Source organism: Sinomonas soli, assembly GCF_054782415.1.
In genome coordinates this window covers 337456-352620 of record NZ_BAAGSN010000003.1, presented here as the reverse complement: position 1 = coordinate 352620, position 15165 = coordinate 337456, and the positions used below count along the sequence as shown (strand labels likewise).

Here is a 15165-nt window from a genome sequence, read left to right as displayed (position 1 = left end):
TGCGACTCTATCCCTCGCCGGGGGTGAGGATGAAGTCCCAGGGATCGGTGTTGATCGTGGAGACCCTGATGTCGAGGCTGTGGCCCTGGTCGGTGAGGACGTTGTCGAGCGCGGACGCGGCTGCGGGCAGCCAGAGCCATTCGCTCGCGAAGTGGCTCACGTCGATGAGGTAGGGGCGCCCGTCCGCGGAAGCCTCCCGCGCCTCCGAGGCCGGGTGGTGGCGGAGGTCCGCGGTGATGTAGACGTCGGCCTCCGCCGCACGGACGGCATCGAACAGGCTGTCGCCCGCTCCCCCGCACAGCGCGACCCGGCGCACGAGCCCGTCGCGGTCGCCTGAGACGCGGACGCCGCCGGCCACCGCCGGCAGGATTCCGAAGAGCCGCGCGGCCAGGTCGCCCAGACTCGTGAGCTCGGCGAGGTCGCCCACGCGGCCGATCCCCTCCTCGGGAAGCCCGTTGGCGGCCTTCGTCAGCGGCGCGACGTCGTCGAGCCCCAGCGCGTCGGCGAGGACGTCGGAGACGCCGCCCACGGCGGAATCGCCGTTCGTGTGGACGCTCACGAGGGCGGTGCCCGACTCGATGAGGCGGTGCACGGCGCGGCCCTTGGGGGTGTTCGCGGCGACGCTCGTCACCCCGCGCAGCAGGAGCGGGTGGTGGGCCACCACGAGGTCGGCCTCCCACGCGGCGGCCTCCTCGATCACCTCCAGGACCGGGTCGACGCAGAACAGGATCCTGCGCACCGGCTGGGAGGGACGCCCCGTCACGAGGCCCACCGCGTCCCATCCCTCGGCGAGGGACTCGGGCCAGAGCTCCTCGATGGCCAGGAGGACGTCGGCGAGCGTCACCCCCTCTGCTGCGCCGGGAGTGCCCTCGGGGGCCTCCTCGCCGCCGGGCTCGGCGCTGGGGCCGGTGGATGCGTCCAGCGGGACGGGGCCGTTCTGCTCTGTCACGAGGCGAGGTCCTCTCTCGGGAATCTTCCGCGGGCTGCGGACATTGTAGGCAGCATGAAGACTTTCATTCTGGGCGGCGGCTGCTTCTGGTGCCTCGACGCGGTCTACCAGAAGACCCGCGGCGTCTCATCGGTGGTCTCCGGCTACACCGGCGGCCACTTCCCCGACCCCGACTACTACAGCGTGTGCTCCGGGATGACGGGGCATGCCGAGGTCGTCGCGGTGACGTTCGACGAGGAGGTCATCCCGGAGGAGACCGTGCTGGACCTGTTCTTCGTCCTGCACGATCCGACCACGCCCAATCGGCAGGGCTATGACGTCGGCACCCAGTACCGCTCATCGATGTTCTACCTGACGGATGAGGAGAAGGACCTGTTCGAGCGCGCGATCGAGCGCAACCAGCCGCTCTGGAGCGCCCCAATCGTGACCGAGGTGAGCCGGGCGGGCGCGTTCTACCCGGCCGAGGACTTCCATCAGGACTACTACGCGAAGAACCCGGACGCGGGCTACTGCAGCGTGATCATCAATCCCAAGCTCGCCAAGGCCAGAAAATATTACTCGCAGTGGCTGACCTCCTAGCCGCCGCTTCGGCGCGCTGGCTAGGCTGAAGCCGCAGCCGGCCTCTACGGTCAAACTGTCACGCCCATTTCCAGAAAGCTAAGGACTCATGGCACGCATCTACGACGACGTCACGCAGCTGGTCGGCAACACCCCCCTGGTCCGGCTCAACCGGCTCACGGAAGGCCTGGAGGCCCAGGTCGCTGTCAAGCTCGAGTTCTACAACCCGGCCAACAGCGTCAAGGACCGCATCGGCGTGGCCATCATCGACGCTGCCGAGAAGGCGGGCGCGCTCAAGCCGGGCGGAACGATCGTGGAGGGCACCTCCGGCAACACGGGCATCGCGCTGGCCATGGTGGGCGCCGCCCGCGGCTACAAGGTGATCCTCACGATGCCCGAGACGATGTCCACCGAGCGCCGCGTGCTGCTGCGCGCCTACGGCGCCGAGATCGTGCTCACCCCGGGCTCGGAGGGCATGCGAGGCGCCGTGGAGAAGGCGCAGGAGATCGTCGCCAACACCGAGAACTCGATCTGGGCCCAGCAGTTCGCGAACCCGGCCAACCCGGAGGTCCACCGGGCCACCACGGCCGAGGAGGTCTGGAACGACACCGACGGCGGCGTGGACATCTTCGTCAGCGGCATCGGCACCGGCGGCACCATCACCGGCGTCGGCCAGGTCCTGAAGGAGCGCAAGCCGGGCGTGCAGGTCGTGGCCGTCGAGCCGAAGGACTCCGCCATCCTCAACGGCGGGCCGGCCGGCCCGCACAAGATCCAGGGCCTCGGGGCCAACTTCGTGCCGGAGATCCTCGACACGAACGTGTACGACGAGGTGCTCGACGCGACCCTCGAGGACTCCGTCGAAACGGCCCGGGCGCTCGCCGCGCAGGAGGGCATCCTCGGCGGCATCTCCTCGGGCGCGATCGTCTGGGGCGCGCTCGAGCTCGCCAAGCGTCCGGAGAACAAGGGCAAGCTGATCGTCGCCGTCGTGTGCGACTTCGGCGAGCGCTACATCTCCACGGTCCTGTACGACGACATCCGCGGCTAGGGGCCCGGGTTCCGGGCTCGGCAGAAGGAAACCTGTGTCTCTGATCAAACGCACGGTGGCGCGACTGAGGGAAGACCTCGAGGCTGCGGCGGCGCACGACCCGGCCGCCCGCGGCAACGTCGAGAACTTCCTCGCGTACTCCGGCCTGCATGCCATCTGGATCCACCGCCTCACCCACGCCATGTGGCAGCGCGAGGACCTCCGCTTCCCGGCGCGCCTGATCTCGCAGGCCGGCCGTTTCCTGACCGGCATCGAGATCCATCCGGGCGCGACGATCGGGCGCAGGTTCTTCATCGACCACGGGATGGGCGTGGTGATCGGCGAGACCGCCGAGATCGGCGACGACGTCTTCCTCTACCACGGGGTCACCCTGGGCGGCCGCTCGCTCGCAAAGGTCAAGCGGCACCCCACCATCGGTGACGGCGTGACCATCGGGGCGGGCGCGAAGGTGCTCGGGCCCATCACCATCGGGGCCGGGAGCGCCGTCGGCGCGAACGCCGTGGTGGTCAAGGACGCCCCGCCCAACTCGATCGTCACGGGTGTGCCGGCGACCTGGCGCCACCGCGACGCGGCGAAGGAGACGAAGCCGGCCGTGGACCCGGCGGAGTACTACTACATCTAGTCCTCGATCCGCCCGGCCCCGCCGGACGGCCGGGACCACGCACGACGGCGCCGCTCCCCCGCGCGGGGTGCGGCGCCGTCGTCGTCCGGGATCGTCCCGCAACGTCCACCGGCCGTTAACGCCCGGTTGGCCCGGACCGCACGCGGGCGCGGCATGCTCGGCCCATGACGAACCCCCCAGAGAACTCCCCCGTCACCCGCCGGCGCCTGCTCCTGGGCGCCGGGCTCGCGGCCGCTGCCGGGAGCGTGGCCTTCGCCGCCCCCGCGGACGCGGCCCCCGGGCGCCCGGTGTCCAGCAGGGACCTGCCCGGCTCGCTCTCGGCGACGGATCCCACGGCCGTGCCGACGGTCGGCGGCCTACACCTCCAGTTCGGCTCGGACGCCTCGAGCGAGATGGTGGTCTCGTGGCACACGCTCCAGCAGGTGCGCGAGGCCCGCGTGGTCCTGGGCGACGCGCACGGCACCTTCGCCAAGGCAGTCGCGGCGGAGACCCGCAGCTACGTCGACGCCAAGTCCGGCCGGACCGTGTACGCGCACCACGCCGTCCTGACCGGCCTCGCCGGACAGACGGGCTACCTCTACGCGGCGGTCCATGACGGAGCGGCGCCGCAGTTCGGCACCTTCACCACCGCGCCCCGCGGCCGCGCGCGCGTGACCTTCACCAGCTTCGGCGACCAGGGGACCCCCACGCTCGGCAAGAAGCTGGGCACCGCGTGGGCCAACGACAACCTCGGCTCCCCCGCCGCCGGCGACACGACCGGCGGCGTCGAGCGGGTCCAGCCCATGTTCCACCTCTTCAACGGCGACCTCTGCTACGCGAACCTCGCGACGGACCGGATCCGCTCGTGGTGGGACTTCTGGGCCAACAACTCCCGCAGTGCCCGGAACCGGCCGTGGATGCCCTCGGCGGGGAACCACGAGAACGAGCTGGGCAACGGCCCCATCGGCTACGCCGCGTACCAGACGTACTTCGAGGTCCCCGAGGCCGCGGGCCAGACCGAGGTGACGCGCGGGCTCTGGTACAGCTTCACGGCCGGCGCGGTCCGGGTCATCTCGATCGCGAACGACGACGTGTGCTACCAGGACGGCGGCGACTCTTATGTGCGCGGCTACTCGGGCGGCGCGCAGAAGGCCTGGCTCGAGAAGGAGCTCGCCGCGGCCCGGTCGAGCCGCGAGATCGACTGGATCGTGGTGTGCATGCACCAGGTGGCCATCAGCACGGCCAACAACTTCAACGGCGCCGACCTTGGCATCCGCCAGGAGTGGGTGCCGCTGTTCGACAAGTACGGAGTCGACCTCGTGGTGTGCGGGCACGAGCACCACTACGAGCGCTCGCACCCCATCCGCGGCCACGAGGCGAACCAGACGCTGACCCCCCTGCCCGCAGCGACGGACACGCGGACGATCGACACGACGCGGGGCACCGTGCACATGGTCCTGGGCGGCGGCGGGACGTCGGCGCCGTCGAACCAGCTCCTGTTCACCCCGCCCGAGTGCCGGGTGATCGTCTCGGTCTCGGACCAGCCGAGCCCGACGACGCATCACCGCGTCCCCGTGTACGTCCACGAACCGGCGGCGTGGTCCGCCGCCCGCGACGCCGCGAACTCGTACGGCTTCGGCGCCTTCGAGGTCGATCCGGGCGCTCCCGGCGGGGATACCACGATGACCGTCACCTACTACAACGTCACCGGCGTCGGGGGCGGCCTCGAGGCCTTCGAGACGTTCACGCTGCGCCGCCCGCGCTCCGACGCTGGCCGGCCGGCCGGCCAGCAGGGACAGCAGGGCAAGCAGGGCTGACGGCCCGGCTGCCGCACGGCCGCCCCACGCACGACGGCGCCGCCCACCTCGTACGGTGGGCGGCGCCGTCGTGCTCCTGGGTGGCCCCAGAAGGTGACCCCCAGATCAGTTGGGCCGGATGCCTCAGTGGGTGTCGACGGCCGAGATCTCGGACCGGTCCTCGCCCCAGAGGGTGTGGAAGGTGCCCTCGGCGTCCACCCGCCGGTACGTATGCGCGCCGAAGAGGTCGCGCTGGCCCTGGATCACCGCGGCGGGGAGGCGCCTGGCCCGCAGGGCGTCGTAGTAGGCCAGCGAGGACGAGAAGACCGGGACGGGGATCCCGAGCTGGATGGCCGTGGCCACGACGCGCCGCCAGGCCGGGACGGCCTTGCCCACGGACTCCACGAAGGCGGGGGCGAACAAGAGGTTCGCCGGCGCCTGGTCGCCCTTGTAGGCCTCCATGATGACCTTGAGCAGGTCGGCGCGGATGATGCAGCCCGCGCGCCACAGCGACGCGATCTCGTCCAGCTTGAGGTCCCAGCCGTACTCCTTGGCGGCGCTGGTGAGCATGTCGAGCCCCTGCGCGTAGGAGACGAGCTTGGACGCGTAGAGCGCCTGGCGGATGTCCTCGACGAAGTCCTCCGGGAGGGCGACCTCGGCCTCGTGGCCGGCGAGGGTCGTCTGGGCGATCTCCCGCTGGGCCGCCTGCGAGGAGATCCCGCGGGCGAAGACGGACTCGGCGATGCCCGAGACGGGCGATCCGAGGTCGAGCGCCGACTGGACGGTCCAGCGGCCCGTCCCCTTCTGGCCGGCCGCATCCACGACCACGTCAACGAACGGCTTGCCGGTCCTCGCGTCCACGTGCCCGAGCACCTGGGCGGTGATCTCGATGAGGAAGGACGAGAGCTCGCCCTGGTTCCACTCCTCGAAGATGGCGGCCTGCTCGGCCGGCTCGATGCCGGCGGCACCGCGGAGGAGGCTGTACGCCTCGCCGATGACCTGCATGTCGGCGTACTCGATGCCGTTGTGCACCATCTTCACGAAGTGGCCGGCGCCGTCGGTGCCGATCCACGCGCAGCAGGGGGCGCCGTCGTCGGCCTTCGCCGAGATCTTCTCGAGGAGGGGGCCGAGCGCATCGTAGGACTCCTTGGAGCCCCCGGGCATGATGGAGGGGCCGTTGAGCGCGCCCTCCTCGCCGCCGGAGACCCCCACGCCCACGAAGTGGAGTCCCTTCTCGGCGAGGGCAGCCTCCCGGCGCCTCGTGTCCTGGTAGTGGGAGTTGCCGCCGTCGATGACGATGTCCCCCTCCTCGAGGAGCGGCACGAGCTGGTCGACGACCGCGTCCACGGGAGCACCGGCCTTGACCATGATGAGCACCCGGCGGGGCTTCTCGAGGGCATCCACGAGTTCCTGGAGCGTCTCGGTGCGCACGAACTCGCCCTCGTCGCCGTGCTTGGCCAGCAGGGTGTCCGTCTTCTCGACGGACCGGTTGTGCAGCGCGACGGTGAAGCCGTTGCGGGCGAGGTTGCGGGCGAGGTTGGCGCCCATCACCGCAAGGCCGGTGACGCCGATCTGTGCAGACATGTACTCTCCGTCTCTTCGTGGGGTCTCAAGGATCAAGGCTAGTTGAGGCGCGGGATCCTGACTTCCGTTTGACATCGTATTTCGGTGCGCCTCACTTTTGGCAAGCGCTTGCCAGCCGGTGCCAGCCAGACGACTGCACGCGCGGGCCCCGCAGCCGGCCGAGGGCTACGCCGCGTCGCACCGCGCCGCACCGCGCCGGGAGAGCTTTCTGCTCATCTGTTTTGAATTCGCCGGAGTTTGGCCCTATATTCGTCTGCAGAGCCTCCCGTCGCGGCAACCCCCCCAATGGCCGCGGCGGGAGGCTCGTTCCATGCCCGGGCGTCCTTTGCGGAGTGCCGAGGTCTGGAGGCAGGGAACCCCAGGGAACCGTAGGGGACCCCCAGGGTGCCGGTTGCGGCGCTGGGAGGAGGCGACGCTGCGCGTCGCGGAATGAGGGTGGGTCCTACCGGGATCGAACCGATGACATCCACGGTGTAAGCGTGGCGCTCTACCAGCTGAGCTAAAGACCCTTGAGACGGACCGCGCGGCGGCCCGACGGGGTTCAACAGTACCGCAGAGGCCGGGGAGCAGCGAACCGCGGGCGGGCGCAGCGGCGGCCGTGGCCCTACGGCGCGTCCGTGCCCGTGATCTGGGCGAGCGCCCGGCGGTACTCGGCGATGTCGCGGGCCTGTCCCCGGGGATTGACGACCCGGTAGCGCACCACGCCCTCGGCATCCATGATGAAGGTGCCCCTCAGGGCCATGCCGTCCCGCTCATCGAAGACGCCGTAGCGCCGCGCGACCTCGCCGTGCGGCCAGAAGTCGGCCAGGAGCGAGAACTCATAGCCCTCGGCTGCCGCGTACGCCCGCTGCGCGAACTTGCTGTCCACGGAGATCGCGAGGACCTCGCAGTCGACCTCAGCGAAGGCGTCCCAGCCGTCCCGCACCTCGCAGAGCTCTCCCGTGCAGATTCCGGAGAAGGCGAAGGGGAAGAAGATCACGACCACGGGACGGCCGCGGAACGACGAGAGCCGGACGGGCTCCCCGTACTGGTTGGGCAGCTCGAAATCGGGCGCCGCCTCGCCGACCGCCGGCGCGGTTCCCCCCATCGCGGCGGTCACTGCTTCTTGCGGACCAGGCGCGTGGCGCTCCAGTCCTTCGAGACCCCCACGGACGAGGTGGAATGCAGGCCCGCCGTCGGCGCCGACTCCTGCACCTCGACGGGGCGCACGTGTCCGTCCCGGCCCTGCTTGGGGGTGAGGAGCCAGACGACGCCGGCCTCGTTGAGGGTGGTCTGCGCGTCCATGAGCATGTCGACGAGATCGCCGTCGTCCTCGCGCCACCAGATGATCACGCCGTCAACGACGTCGTGGTCCTCCTCATCGAGGAGGTCGGAGCCGACCTGCTCCTCGATGGCCTCCCGCAGACCGAAGTCCACGTCCTCGTCGTAGCCGAACTCCTGGATCAGGTCACCGTCCTTGAAACCCAATCGCGCCGCCACATTGCTGCCCGCGGCGGTGTCGGTCTCGCCCACGTCGTTTCCTCCTCGTCTCCGCTGTGCACTTCGGCACTGTCCCGGCAGGCGGCGCGGGCCGCATCCACCGGATGCGGCGCAGCACACAGCCCTGCCGTAGCTATAAGCCAACTACGTTTGGCCCGCAGCTTCAAGCACAGGCCCTGTGGAGGCGCGCCCCGCCGGGCCGATCGCGCCCGTTCAGGGCCGCTGTGGAGTCCGCGGACCGCGAGGTGACGGGGCGTCCCCGGGGCCCCCGCCGCCCGGGACGCGTCCCTGCCGGCGCGAAGATGACCGGGCGGCGCCGCCGCCGGCTAACGGTCGCTTCCCGCGCGCGGCTAGAGTGGCATCTGAGTGCCCACCGCCCGGCAGACCCCTCGGGCCGCGCGGCGCTCACAGTACCAACGGCCCTGCACGCACAGGGCACCGCGACGAGACTGCCCGCATCCGGCTGCCACCAGCTCCGGCCCTACGGGCTCGAAGAGAGGTTTGGACGTGTCTGTAGGAGAGGAAACCTCGCACATCCTCAGCGGCCTGACGAATCAGCTGCCGGACCGCGATCCCGAAGAGACCGCCGAATGGGTTGAGTCCCTCGACTCCCTGATCGAGGAGCACGGCACCGAGCGCGCGCAGTACATCATGCGCAGCCTCCTGCAGCGGGCCGGTTCGCGCAGTGTCGGAGTCCCCATGGTCACGACCACGGACTTCGTGAACACCATTCCGGCCGACCAGGAGCCCGAGTACCCGGGCAACGAGGAGTTCGAGCGCCGCTACCGCGCGTACATGCGCTGGAACGCCGCGATCATGGTCCACCGGGCCCAGCGCCCCGGCATCGGGGTCGGCGGCCACATCTCGACCTACGCCGGCGCGGCCACGCTGTACGAGGTCGGCTTCAACCACTTCTTCCGCGGCAAGGACCACCCCGGCGGCGGGGACCAGGTCTTCTTCCAGGGCCACGCCTCCCCCGGCATGTACGCCCGGGCGTTCATGGAGGGCCGCCTCTCTGAAGAGGACCTCGACGGGTTCCGCCAGGAGAAGTCCAAGGAGGGCCATGCCCTCTCCTCCTACCCGCACCCGCGGATGATGCCGGAGTTCTGGGAGTTCCCGACCGTGTCCATGGGCATCGGCCCCATGAACGCGATCTACCAGGCCCAGACCAACCGGTACCTCCACAACCGCGGGATCAAGGACACCTCGGACCAGCACGTGTGGGCCTTCCTCGGCGACGGGGAGATGGACGAGCCCGAGTCCCGCGGCCTGCTCCAGCTCGCCGCGAACGAGAACCTGGACAACCTCACGTTCGTGGTCAACTGCAACCTCCAGCGCCTCGACGGGCCGGTGCGCGGCAACGGCAAGATCATCCAGGAACTCGAGGCGTTCTTCCGCGGCGCCGGCTGGAACGTCATCAAGGTCATCTGGGGCCGCGAGTGGGACTCACTGCTCGCCCACGACGACAACAACCAGCTCGTCAAGATCATGAACGAGACGCTCGACGGCGACTACCAGACCTACAAGGCCGAGTCCGGCGGGTTCGTCCGCGACCACTTCTTCGGCAAGACCCCGGAGACCAAGGAGCTCGTCGCCGACTACACGGACGAGCAGATCTGGAACCTCAAGCGCGGCGGCCACGACTACTGGAAGGTCTATGCGGCCTACAAGGCGGCCACCGAGTTCAAGGGCAAGCCCAGCGTCGTGCTCGCGATGACGGTCAAGGGCTACGGCCTGGGCCCGCACTTCGAGGGCCGCAACGCGACCCACCAGATGAAGAAGATGACCCTGGGAGACCTCAAGGACTTCCGCGACCACCTGCGCATCCCCATCTCGGACGAGCAGCTCGAGGCCAACCCGTACGAGCCCCCGTACTACCACCCCGGGCAGGACTCCCCCGAGATCCAGTACATGATGGACCGACGCAGGGCCCTCGGTGGCTTCCTGCCCGAGCGACGTGACCCCCACGAGGGCATCACGCTGCCGGCGGAGAAGTCGTTCGAGGTCGCCAAGCGCGGCTCGGGCAAGCAGCAGGCCGCCACGACCATGGCGTTCGTCCGGCTGCTCAAGGACCTCATGCGGGACAAGGAGTTCGGCAAGCGGATCGTGCCGATCGTCCCGGACGAGGCGCGCACCTTCGGCATGGACGCCTTCTTCCCCACGGCCAAGATCTACAACCCCAAGGGCCAGAACTACCTCTCGGTGGACCGTGACCTCGTCCTGGCCTACAAGGAGGCGCCCGAAGGCCAGATCCTGCACGCCGGGATCAACGAGGCCGGCTCGATCGCGGCCTTCACCGCGGCCGGGACGTCCTACGCGACCCACGGCAAGACGCTCGTGCCGGTCTACGTCTTCTACTCGATGTTCGGCTTCCAGCGCACCGGCGACGGGATCTGGGCAGCGGCGGACCAGATGGCCCGGGGCTTCATCATCGGCGCCACCGCCGGCCGCACCACGCTCACCGGCGAGGGCACGCAGCACGCCGACGGACACTCCCCCCTGCTCGCCTCGACCAACCCGGCCGTCGTCACCTACGACCCGGCCTACGGCTATGAGATCGGCCACATCGTCAAGGCCGGGCTCGAGCGCATGTACGGCGGCAAGCACCCGCAGCCGAACGTCATGTACTACCTCACGGTCTACAACGAGCCGATCGTCCAGCCGGCCGAGCCCGACGAGCTCGACGTCGAGGGCCTCCTCAAGGGCATCTACCTGCTGGCGCCAGCGAAGATCGACGGACCGCGCACGCAGCTGCTCGCCTCCGGCGTCTCGGTGCCCTGGGCGCTCGAGGCCCAGCAGATCCTCGCGGACGAGTGGGGCGTCTCCGCCGACGTGTGGAGCGTGACGAGCTGGACCGAACTGCGCCGGGACGGCCTCGCCGCCGAGCAGCAGGCCTTCCTCCACCCGGAGGAGGAGCCCCGGGTCCCGTTCGTCACCCAGCAGCTCGCCGGGGCGACGGGGCCGATCGTGGCCGTCACCGACTACATGAAGGCCGTGCCGGACCAGATCCGCCAGTTCCTCCCGAACGAGTTCGCGACCCTCGGCGCGGACGACTTCGGCTTCGCCGACACCCGTGCGGCCGCCCGGCGGTACTTCCACATCGACGCGCACTCGGTCGTGGTGCGTGCGCTGCAGATGCTCGCCCGCCGCGGCGAGGTCGACGCCGACGCGCCGCGCCAGGCATTCGAGCGGTACCGCCTGCTCGACGTGAACGCCGGCACCACGGGCAACGCCGGCGGCGAGAGCTAGCCCGCGGCGCTCCCTGCGCGCTTCGCCGCCTGCAGGCGACCACCGGACGACGGCGGCCCTCCCCACCCCCGGGGAGGGCCGCCGTCGTGCGTGGCCGGTGCCGCGGAGGCGCGCCCGGGCCGCTCCTGCCTGTGGCACCGGGCACGGGCCCTTGTAGCCTTCACACAAAACTGGTCCCCGCCTGAGTGCTCGCTATGCTCTTCACATGCCCCAGCCGCAGCACCCCTCCGCCATCCCGCCGAACGGGAAGCTGACCATCTCGCCGGCCAAGGCCGAGACGGTCAAGAAGCTGCGGGCCAATGTGGGGCAGCTGTCCACGAGCACGATGCGCGAGCTCGAGCGGTCCCTGCCGTGGTACACCCGGCTGAGCGCCGACGAGCGCTCCGCGCTCGGGCTCGTCGCCCAGAACGGGATCGCGGCGTTCGTCACCTGGTACGAGCGCCCCACCCTGCCGACCTGGATCCTCTCCGACGTGTTCGGCACGGCCCCGACGGAGCTCACACGGTCCATCAGCCTGCAGAAGGCACTCCAGCTGATCCGGATCGTCGTCGAGACGGTCGAGGACCAGGTGCCGCACCTCGCCCCCGAGGAGGACCAGCCCGCGCTGCGGGAGGCGGTGCTGCGCTACTCCCGCGAGGTCGCCTTCGCCGCCGCGGACGTGTACGCGCGGGCCGCCGAGACCCGCGGCTCGTGGGACACCCGCCTCGAGGCCCTCATCGTGGACGCGATCCTGCGCGGCGAGAACACCGACGCCCTGCGGTCCCGGATCGCGGCGCTCGGGTGGAAGGCGCAGGAGCGCTTCACGGTCATGGTGGGGTCCTCCCCGCTGGAGCCGAGCCCCACCTACGTGGGCGAGCTGCGGCGGATCGCGGGGAGGCACGCGCAGGATGCGCTGGTGGGCATCCAGGGCGACCGCCTGATCCTCATCCTCGGCGGCCTCCAGGAGCCGGCCACGGCCCTGGCGCGGCTCGCCGAGCTCTTCGCCCCCGGCCCCGTGGTGTACGGGCCCGAGGCTGCCACCCTGCCCGAGGCGAGCACCTCCGCGCAGGCGGCCTTCGCGGGCCTCTCGGCCGCCCGGGCGTGGCCGAACGCCCCGCGGCCCGTCTCGGCGGACGACCTGCTTCCCGAACGCGTGGCGGCGGGCGACGACGCCGCCCGCCGGGCGCTCGTCCAGAAGATCTACCGCCCGCTCGTGGCCGCCTCGAATGGACTGGTCGAGACCCTCAGTGCCTACTTCGAGCTCGGCCACTCGCTCGAGGCGACGGCCAGGGAGCTCTTCGTCCACGCGAACACCGTCCGCTACCGGCTGCGCCGGGTCTGCGACGTCACCGGGTGGGACCCGCTCCTGCCCCGCGAGGCGTTCGTGCTGCAGACCGCGCTCGTTGTGGGACGCCTCGCCGCTGCCCCGAAGCCGGGCCCCGAGCGGCATCCGCAGCGCTCCTGATGCGGGGTCCGCGCCCGGGGCACGTTGTAGACTTCCCACAAACCGCATGGAGGAGCTTCGTGCGCGCTCTCCCCCCTCAGAGCATCCCCGATTTGGAAAGCTTGGTTACGTGCTAGCAATTGTCTGCCCTGGACAGGGCTCCCAGACGCCCGGCTTCCTGGCCCCCTGGCTCGAGCTGCCCTCCGTTGCCGACCGCCTCGGGGCCCTCGGCGAGGTGGTAGGCCTCGATCTCGTGGCGCACGGGACGACCTCGGACGAGGAGACGATCAAGGACACGGCCGTCGCGCAGCCGCTCATCGTGGCCGCCGGCATCGTCGCGGCCGAGGCGATGTTCGACGCCGAGCTCTCCGACCTCCCGGTCGTGCTCGCGGGACACTCGGTCGGCGAGATCACCGCCTCGGCGCTGGCCGGCGTGCTCAGCGCCGAGGATGCCATGCGCTTCGTCGGCGTCCGTGCCCGGGGCATGGCCAAGGCGGCCGCCGTCACCCCGACCGGGATGAGCGCCGTGGTGGGCGGAGACCGCGACGAGGTCCTCGCGGCCATCGCCGCAGCCGGCGCCGAACCGGCCAACGTCAACGGCGGCGGCCAGATCGTCGCCGCGGGCACGTTCGAGGCCCTCAAGCAGCTCGCAGACAATCCGCCGGCCAAGGCCCGGGTCATCCCGCTCAAAGTCGCCGGGGCCTTCCACACGCAGCACATGGCCTCGGCCGTGGCGGACCTCGAGGCGCTCCGGCCGGAACTGGCCGTCAGCGACCCGGCCGTTCCCCTGCTCTCGAACTACGACGGCGCGGAGGTCGCCTCGGGCGCTTCCGCGCTCGAGAGCCTCATCGCGCAGGTCTCCCGCCCTGTCCGCTGGGACCTGTGCATGGAGACGCTCGCCGCGCGCGGCGTGACCGGCGTGATCGAGCTCGCCCCCGCCGGGACGCTCGTGGGCCTGGCGAAACGGGGCATGCCCGGCATCAAGACCGTGGCCGTGAAGGGCCCCTCCGACGTCGACGCGGCTCTCGAGCTGTTCGCCGCCGACGCCAGCAGCGACAAGGAGACCGTGTGAGCACCCCTACCCTCAAGCAGGCCGAGACCCACGCGCACTCGCGCATCCTCGGCATCGGCGGCTACCGCCCCTCGGTCGTCGTCACCAATGACGACGTCTGCCAGTGGATCGACTCCTCCGACGAGTGGATCCGCCAGCGCACCGGCATCGTGACCCGCCGCCGCGCCCCCGAAGACGTCAGCGTCCTGGACATGGCGGAGGGCGCCTCCCGCGAGGCCCTCGCCTCGGCCGGCATCGAGCCGAGCCAGCTCGGCGCCGTCATCATCTCGACGGTGTCCCACCCGTACGCCACCCCGTCAGCGGCGGCGGCCCTCGCGGACCGCCTCGGCGCCACTCCGGCCCCCGCCTATGACATCTCGGCCGCCTGCGCCGGCTACTGCTACGGCATCGCCCAGGGCGACGCGCTCGTGCGGTCCGGCGCGGCGGACTACGTGCTCGTCGTCGGCGCCGAGAAGCTCAGCGACTTCATCGACAACACCGAGCGCAGCATCTCCTTCCTGCTCGGCGACGGCGCCGGCGCCGTGGTGATCGGCCCCTCCGACACCCCCGGCATCGGACCCTCCGTGTGGGGCTCCGACGGCAGCAAGTGGAACGTCATCGGCATGACCCACTCGCTCCTCGACATCCGCGACCTCTCCGACGAGGCCGAGCACAACGGCGCGAGCAACGCCGCGGCCGTGCTGGGCACCGAGGCGAAGATCTGGCCGACCCTGCGCCAGGACGGCCAGAGCGTCTTCCGCTGGGCCGTGTGGGAGATGGCGAAGGTGGCCCGGCGGGCGCTCGACGCCGCCGGGATCGAGCCGGAGGACCTTGCCGCATTCATCCCGCACCAGGCGAACATGCGCATCATCGATGAGATGGTCAAGCAGCTCAAGCTGCCCGAGACGGTCATCGTGGGCCGCGACATCGCCGAGTCCGGGAACACCTCCGCGGCCTCGATCCCGCTCGCCACGGTGCGGCTGCTCGAGGAGCACCCCGACCTCCACGGCAAGCTGGCGCTCCAGATCGGCTTCGGCGCAGGCCTCGTCTTCGGCGCCCAAGTCATAGTCCTCCCCTGAGACCACGGCGCTGCCCGCACGGGCCGCGCTGAGACCAGGCCGCGCACAGCGGCTGGAACCCTGATCCGGCGGACCGCCGGGAACCGAGAAAAGGAGCCGACATGGCAACCAACGAAGAGATCCTCGCCGGTCTGGCCGAGATCGTCAACGAGGAGACGGGGCTCGCCACCGACGCCGTCCAGCTCGACAAGTCGTTCACCGATGACCTCGACATCGACTCGATCTCGATGATGACCATCGTGGTCAACGCCGAGGAGAAGTTCGGCGTCCGCATCCCCGACGAGGAGGTCAAGAACCTCACCACGGTTGGCGACGCCGTCGACTTCATCGCCAAGGCCCAGGCCTAAGGGC

General features: G+C 70.6%; 13 protein-coding genes and 1 tRNA gene. 9 read left to right on the top strand and 5 right to left on the bottom strand.

The genetic code is table 11. From position 1 onward, the window contains the following. Window positions 1-7: 7 nt before the first annotated feature. Complete coding sequence (locus tag ACYVKZ_RS02825) at window positions 8-844, bottom strand: Nif3-like dinuclear metal center hexameric protein (RefSeq protein WP_460990587.1); 837 nt, start codon at window positions 842-844, stop codon at window positions 8-10. 159 nt (window positions 845-1003) lie between these two features. Here ACYVKZ_RS02825 and msrA point away from each other — a divergent pair, with 159 nt between their 5' ends. The 4 genes from msrA to ACYVKZ_RS02805 all read left to right on the top strand — a co-directional run bounded on the left by msrA (window position 1004) and on the right by ACYVKZ_RS02805 (window position 4970). Next, window positions 1004-1528: a peptide-methionine (S)-S-oxide reductase MsrA gene (gene msrA / locus ACYVKZ_RS02820; RefSeq protein WP_460990483.1), complete on the top strand. Its 525-nt coding sequence runs from the start codon at window positions 1004-1006 to the stop codon at window positions 1526-1528. An 88-nt stretch (window positions 1529-1616) separates the two neighbouring features. After that, a complete protein-coding gene (gene cysK / locus ACYVKZ_RS02815) occupies window positions 1617-2552 on the top strand; it encodes a cysteine synthase A (RefSeq protein WP_460990482.1) in 936 nt (311 codons plus the stop codon). A gap of 43 nt (window positions 2553-2595) precedes the next feature. Further along, entirely contained in the window at window positions 2596-3174 is a 579-nt protein-coding gene (epsC, locus tag ACYVKZ_RS02810) for a serine O-acetyltransferase EpsC (RefSeq protein ID WP_307008321.1), read from the top strand. Window positions 3175-3338: 164 nt separating this feature from the next. Then, complete coding sequence (locus tag ACYVKZ_RS02805; protein ID WP_460990481.1) at window positions 3339-4970, top strand: purple acid phosphatase family protein; 1632 nt, start codon at window positions 3339-3341, stop codon at window positions 4968-4970. Between the two features lie 123 nt (window positions 4971-5093). Here the strand turns inward: ACYVKZ_RS02805 and gndA are convergent, their stop codons facing one another. The 4 genes from gndA to ACYVKZ_RS02785 form a co-directional block, all read right to left on the bottom strand. Then, window positions 5094-6533, bottom strand: coding sequence for an NADP-dependent phosphogluconate dehydrogenase (gene gndA / locus ACYVKZ_RS02800; RefSeq protein WP_460990480.1), 1440 nt, complete (start codon window positions 6531-6533; stop codon window positions 5094-5096). Between the two features lie 436 nt (window positions 6534-6969). Then, window positions 6970-7042, bottom strand: a tRNA-Val gene (locus ACYVKZ_RS02795). Between the two features lie 95 nt (window positions 7043-7137). Next, entirely contained in the window at window positions 7138-7620 is a 483-nt protein-coding gene (locus ACYVKZ_RS02790; RefSeq protein WP_460990586.1) for a peroxiredoxin, read from the bottom strand. Between the two features lie 8 nt (window positions 7621-7628). Continuing rightward, window positions 7629-8045, bottom strand: coding sequence for a DUF3052 domain-containing protein (locus tag ACYVKZ_RS02785; protein ID WP_460990479.1), 417 nt, complete (start codon window positions 8043-8045; stop codon window positions 7629-7631). A 474-nt stretch (window positions 8046-8519) separates the two neighbouring features. Between ACYVKZ_RS02785 and aceE the strand changes: the two genes are divergently transcribed. From aceE to ACYVKZ_RS02760, 5 genes are all read left to right on the top strand, one after another. Beyond that, window positions 8520-11261 (top strand): pyruvate dehydrogenase (acetyl-transferring), homodimeric type, encoded by a 2742-nt coding sequence (gene aceE / locus ACYVKZ_RS02780; protein WP_460990478.1) that lies wholly within the window; start codon window positions 8520-8522, stop codon window positions 11259-11261. Window positions 11262-11466: 205 nt separating this feature from the next. Further along, window positions 11467-12705 (top strand): PucR family transcriptional regulator, encoded by a 1239-nt coding sequence (locus ACYVKZ_RS02775; protein ID WP_307003501.1) that lies wholly within the window; start codon window positions 11467-11469, stop codon window positions 12703-12705. A 109-nt stretch (window positions 12706-12814) separates the two neighbouring features. After that, window positions 12815-13756 carry an ACP S-malonyltransferase gene (locus tag ACYVKZ_RS02770; RefSeq protein ID WP_460990477.1) on the top strand — a complete coding sequence of 314 codons (942 nt, stop codon included), beginning with the start codon at window positions 12815-12817 and terminating at the stop codon, window positions 13754-13756. Continuing rightward, the gene (locus ACYVKZ_RS02765) at window positions 13753-14814 is read left to right on the top strand and encodes a beta-ketoacyl-ACP synthase III (protein WP_460990476.1); all 1062 of its coding nucleotides are present in this window, start codon (window positions 13753-13755) and stop codon (window positions 14812-14814) included. Before ACYVKZ_RS02770 ends, ACYVKZ_RS02765 begins: the two co-directional genes overlap by 4 nt. A gap of 101 nt (window positions 14815-14915) precedes the next feature. Beyond that, window positions 14916-15161, top strand: coding sequence for an acyl carrier protein (locus ACYVKZ_RS02760; RefSeq protein WP_066498244.1), 246 nt, complete (start codon window positions 14916-14918; stop codon window positions 15159-15161). Window positions 15162-15165 lie beyond the last annotated feature (4 nt).

Excerpts from the sequence above, each read along its gene's own strand:
- msrA (WP_460990483.1), top strand. The coding sequence starts at position 1,004 with ATGAAGACTTTCATTCTGGGCGGCGGCTGCTTCTGGTGCCTCGACGCG.
- cysK (WP_460990482.1), top strand. The coding sequence starts at position 1,617 with ATGGCACGCATCTACGACGACGTCACGCAGCTGGTCGGCAACACCCCC.
- ACYVKZ_RS02805 (WP_460990481.1), top strand. The coding sequence starts at position 3,339 with ATGACGAACCCCCCAGAGAACTCCCCCGTCACCCGCCGGCGCCTGCTC.
- gndA (WP_460990480.1), bottom strand. The coding sequence starts at position 6,533 with ATGTCTGCACAGATCGGCGTCACCGGCCTTGCGGTGATGGGCGCCAAC.
- ACYVKZ_RS02790 (WP_460990586.1), bottom strand. The coding sequence starts at position 7,620 with ATGGGGGGAACCGCGCCGGCGGTCGGCGAGGCGGCGCCCGATTTCGAG.
- ACYVKZ_RS02775 (WP_307003501.1), top strand. The coding sequence starts at position 11,467 with ATGCCCCAGCCGCAGCACCCCTCCGCCATCCCGCCGAACGGGAAGCTG.
- ACYVKZ_RS02760 (WP_066498244.1), top strand. The coding sequence starts at position 14,916 with ATGGCAACCAACGAAGAGATCCTCGCCGGTCTGGCCGAGATCGTCAAC.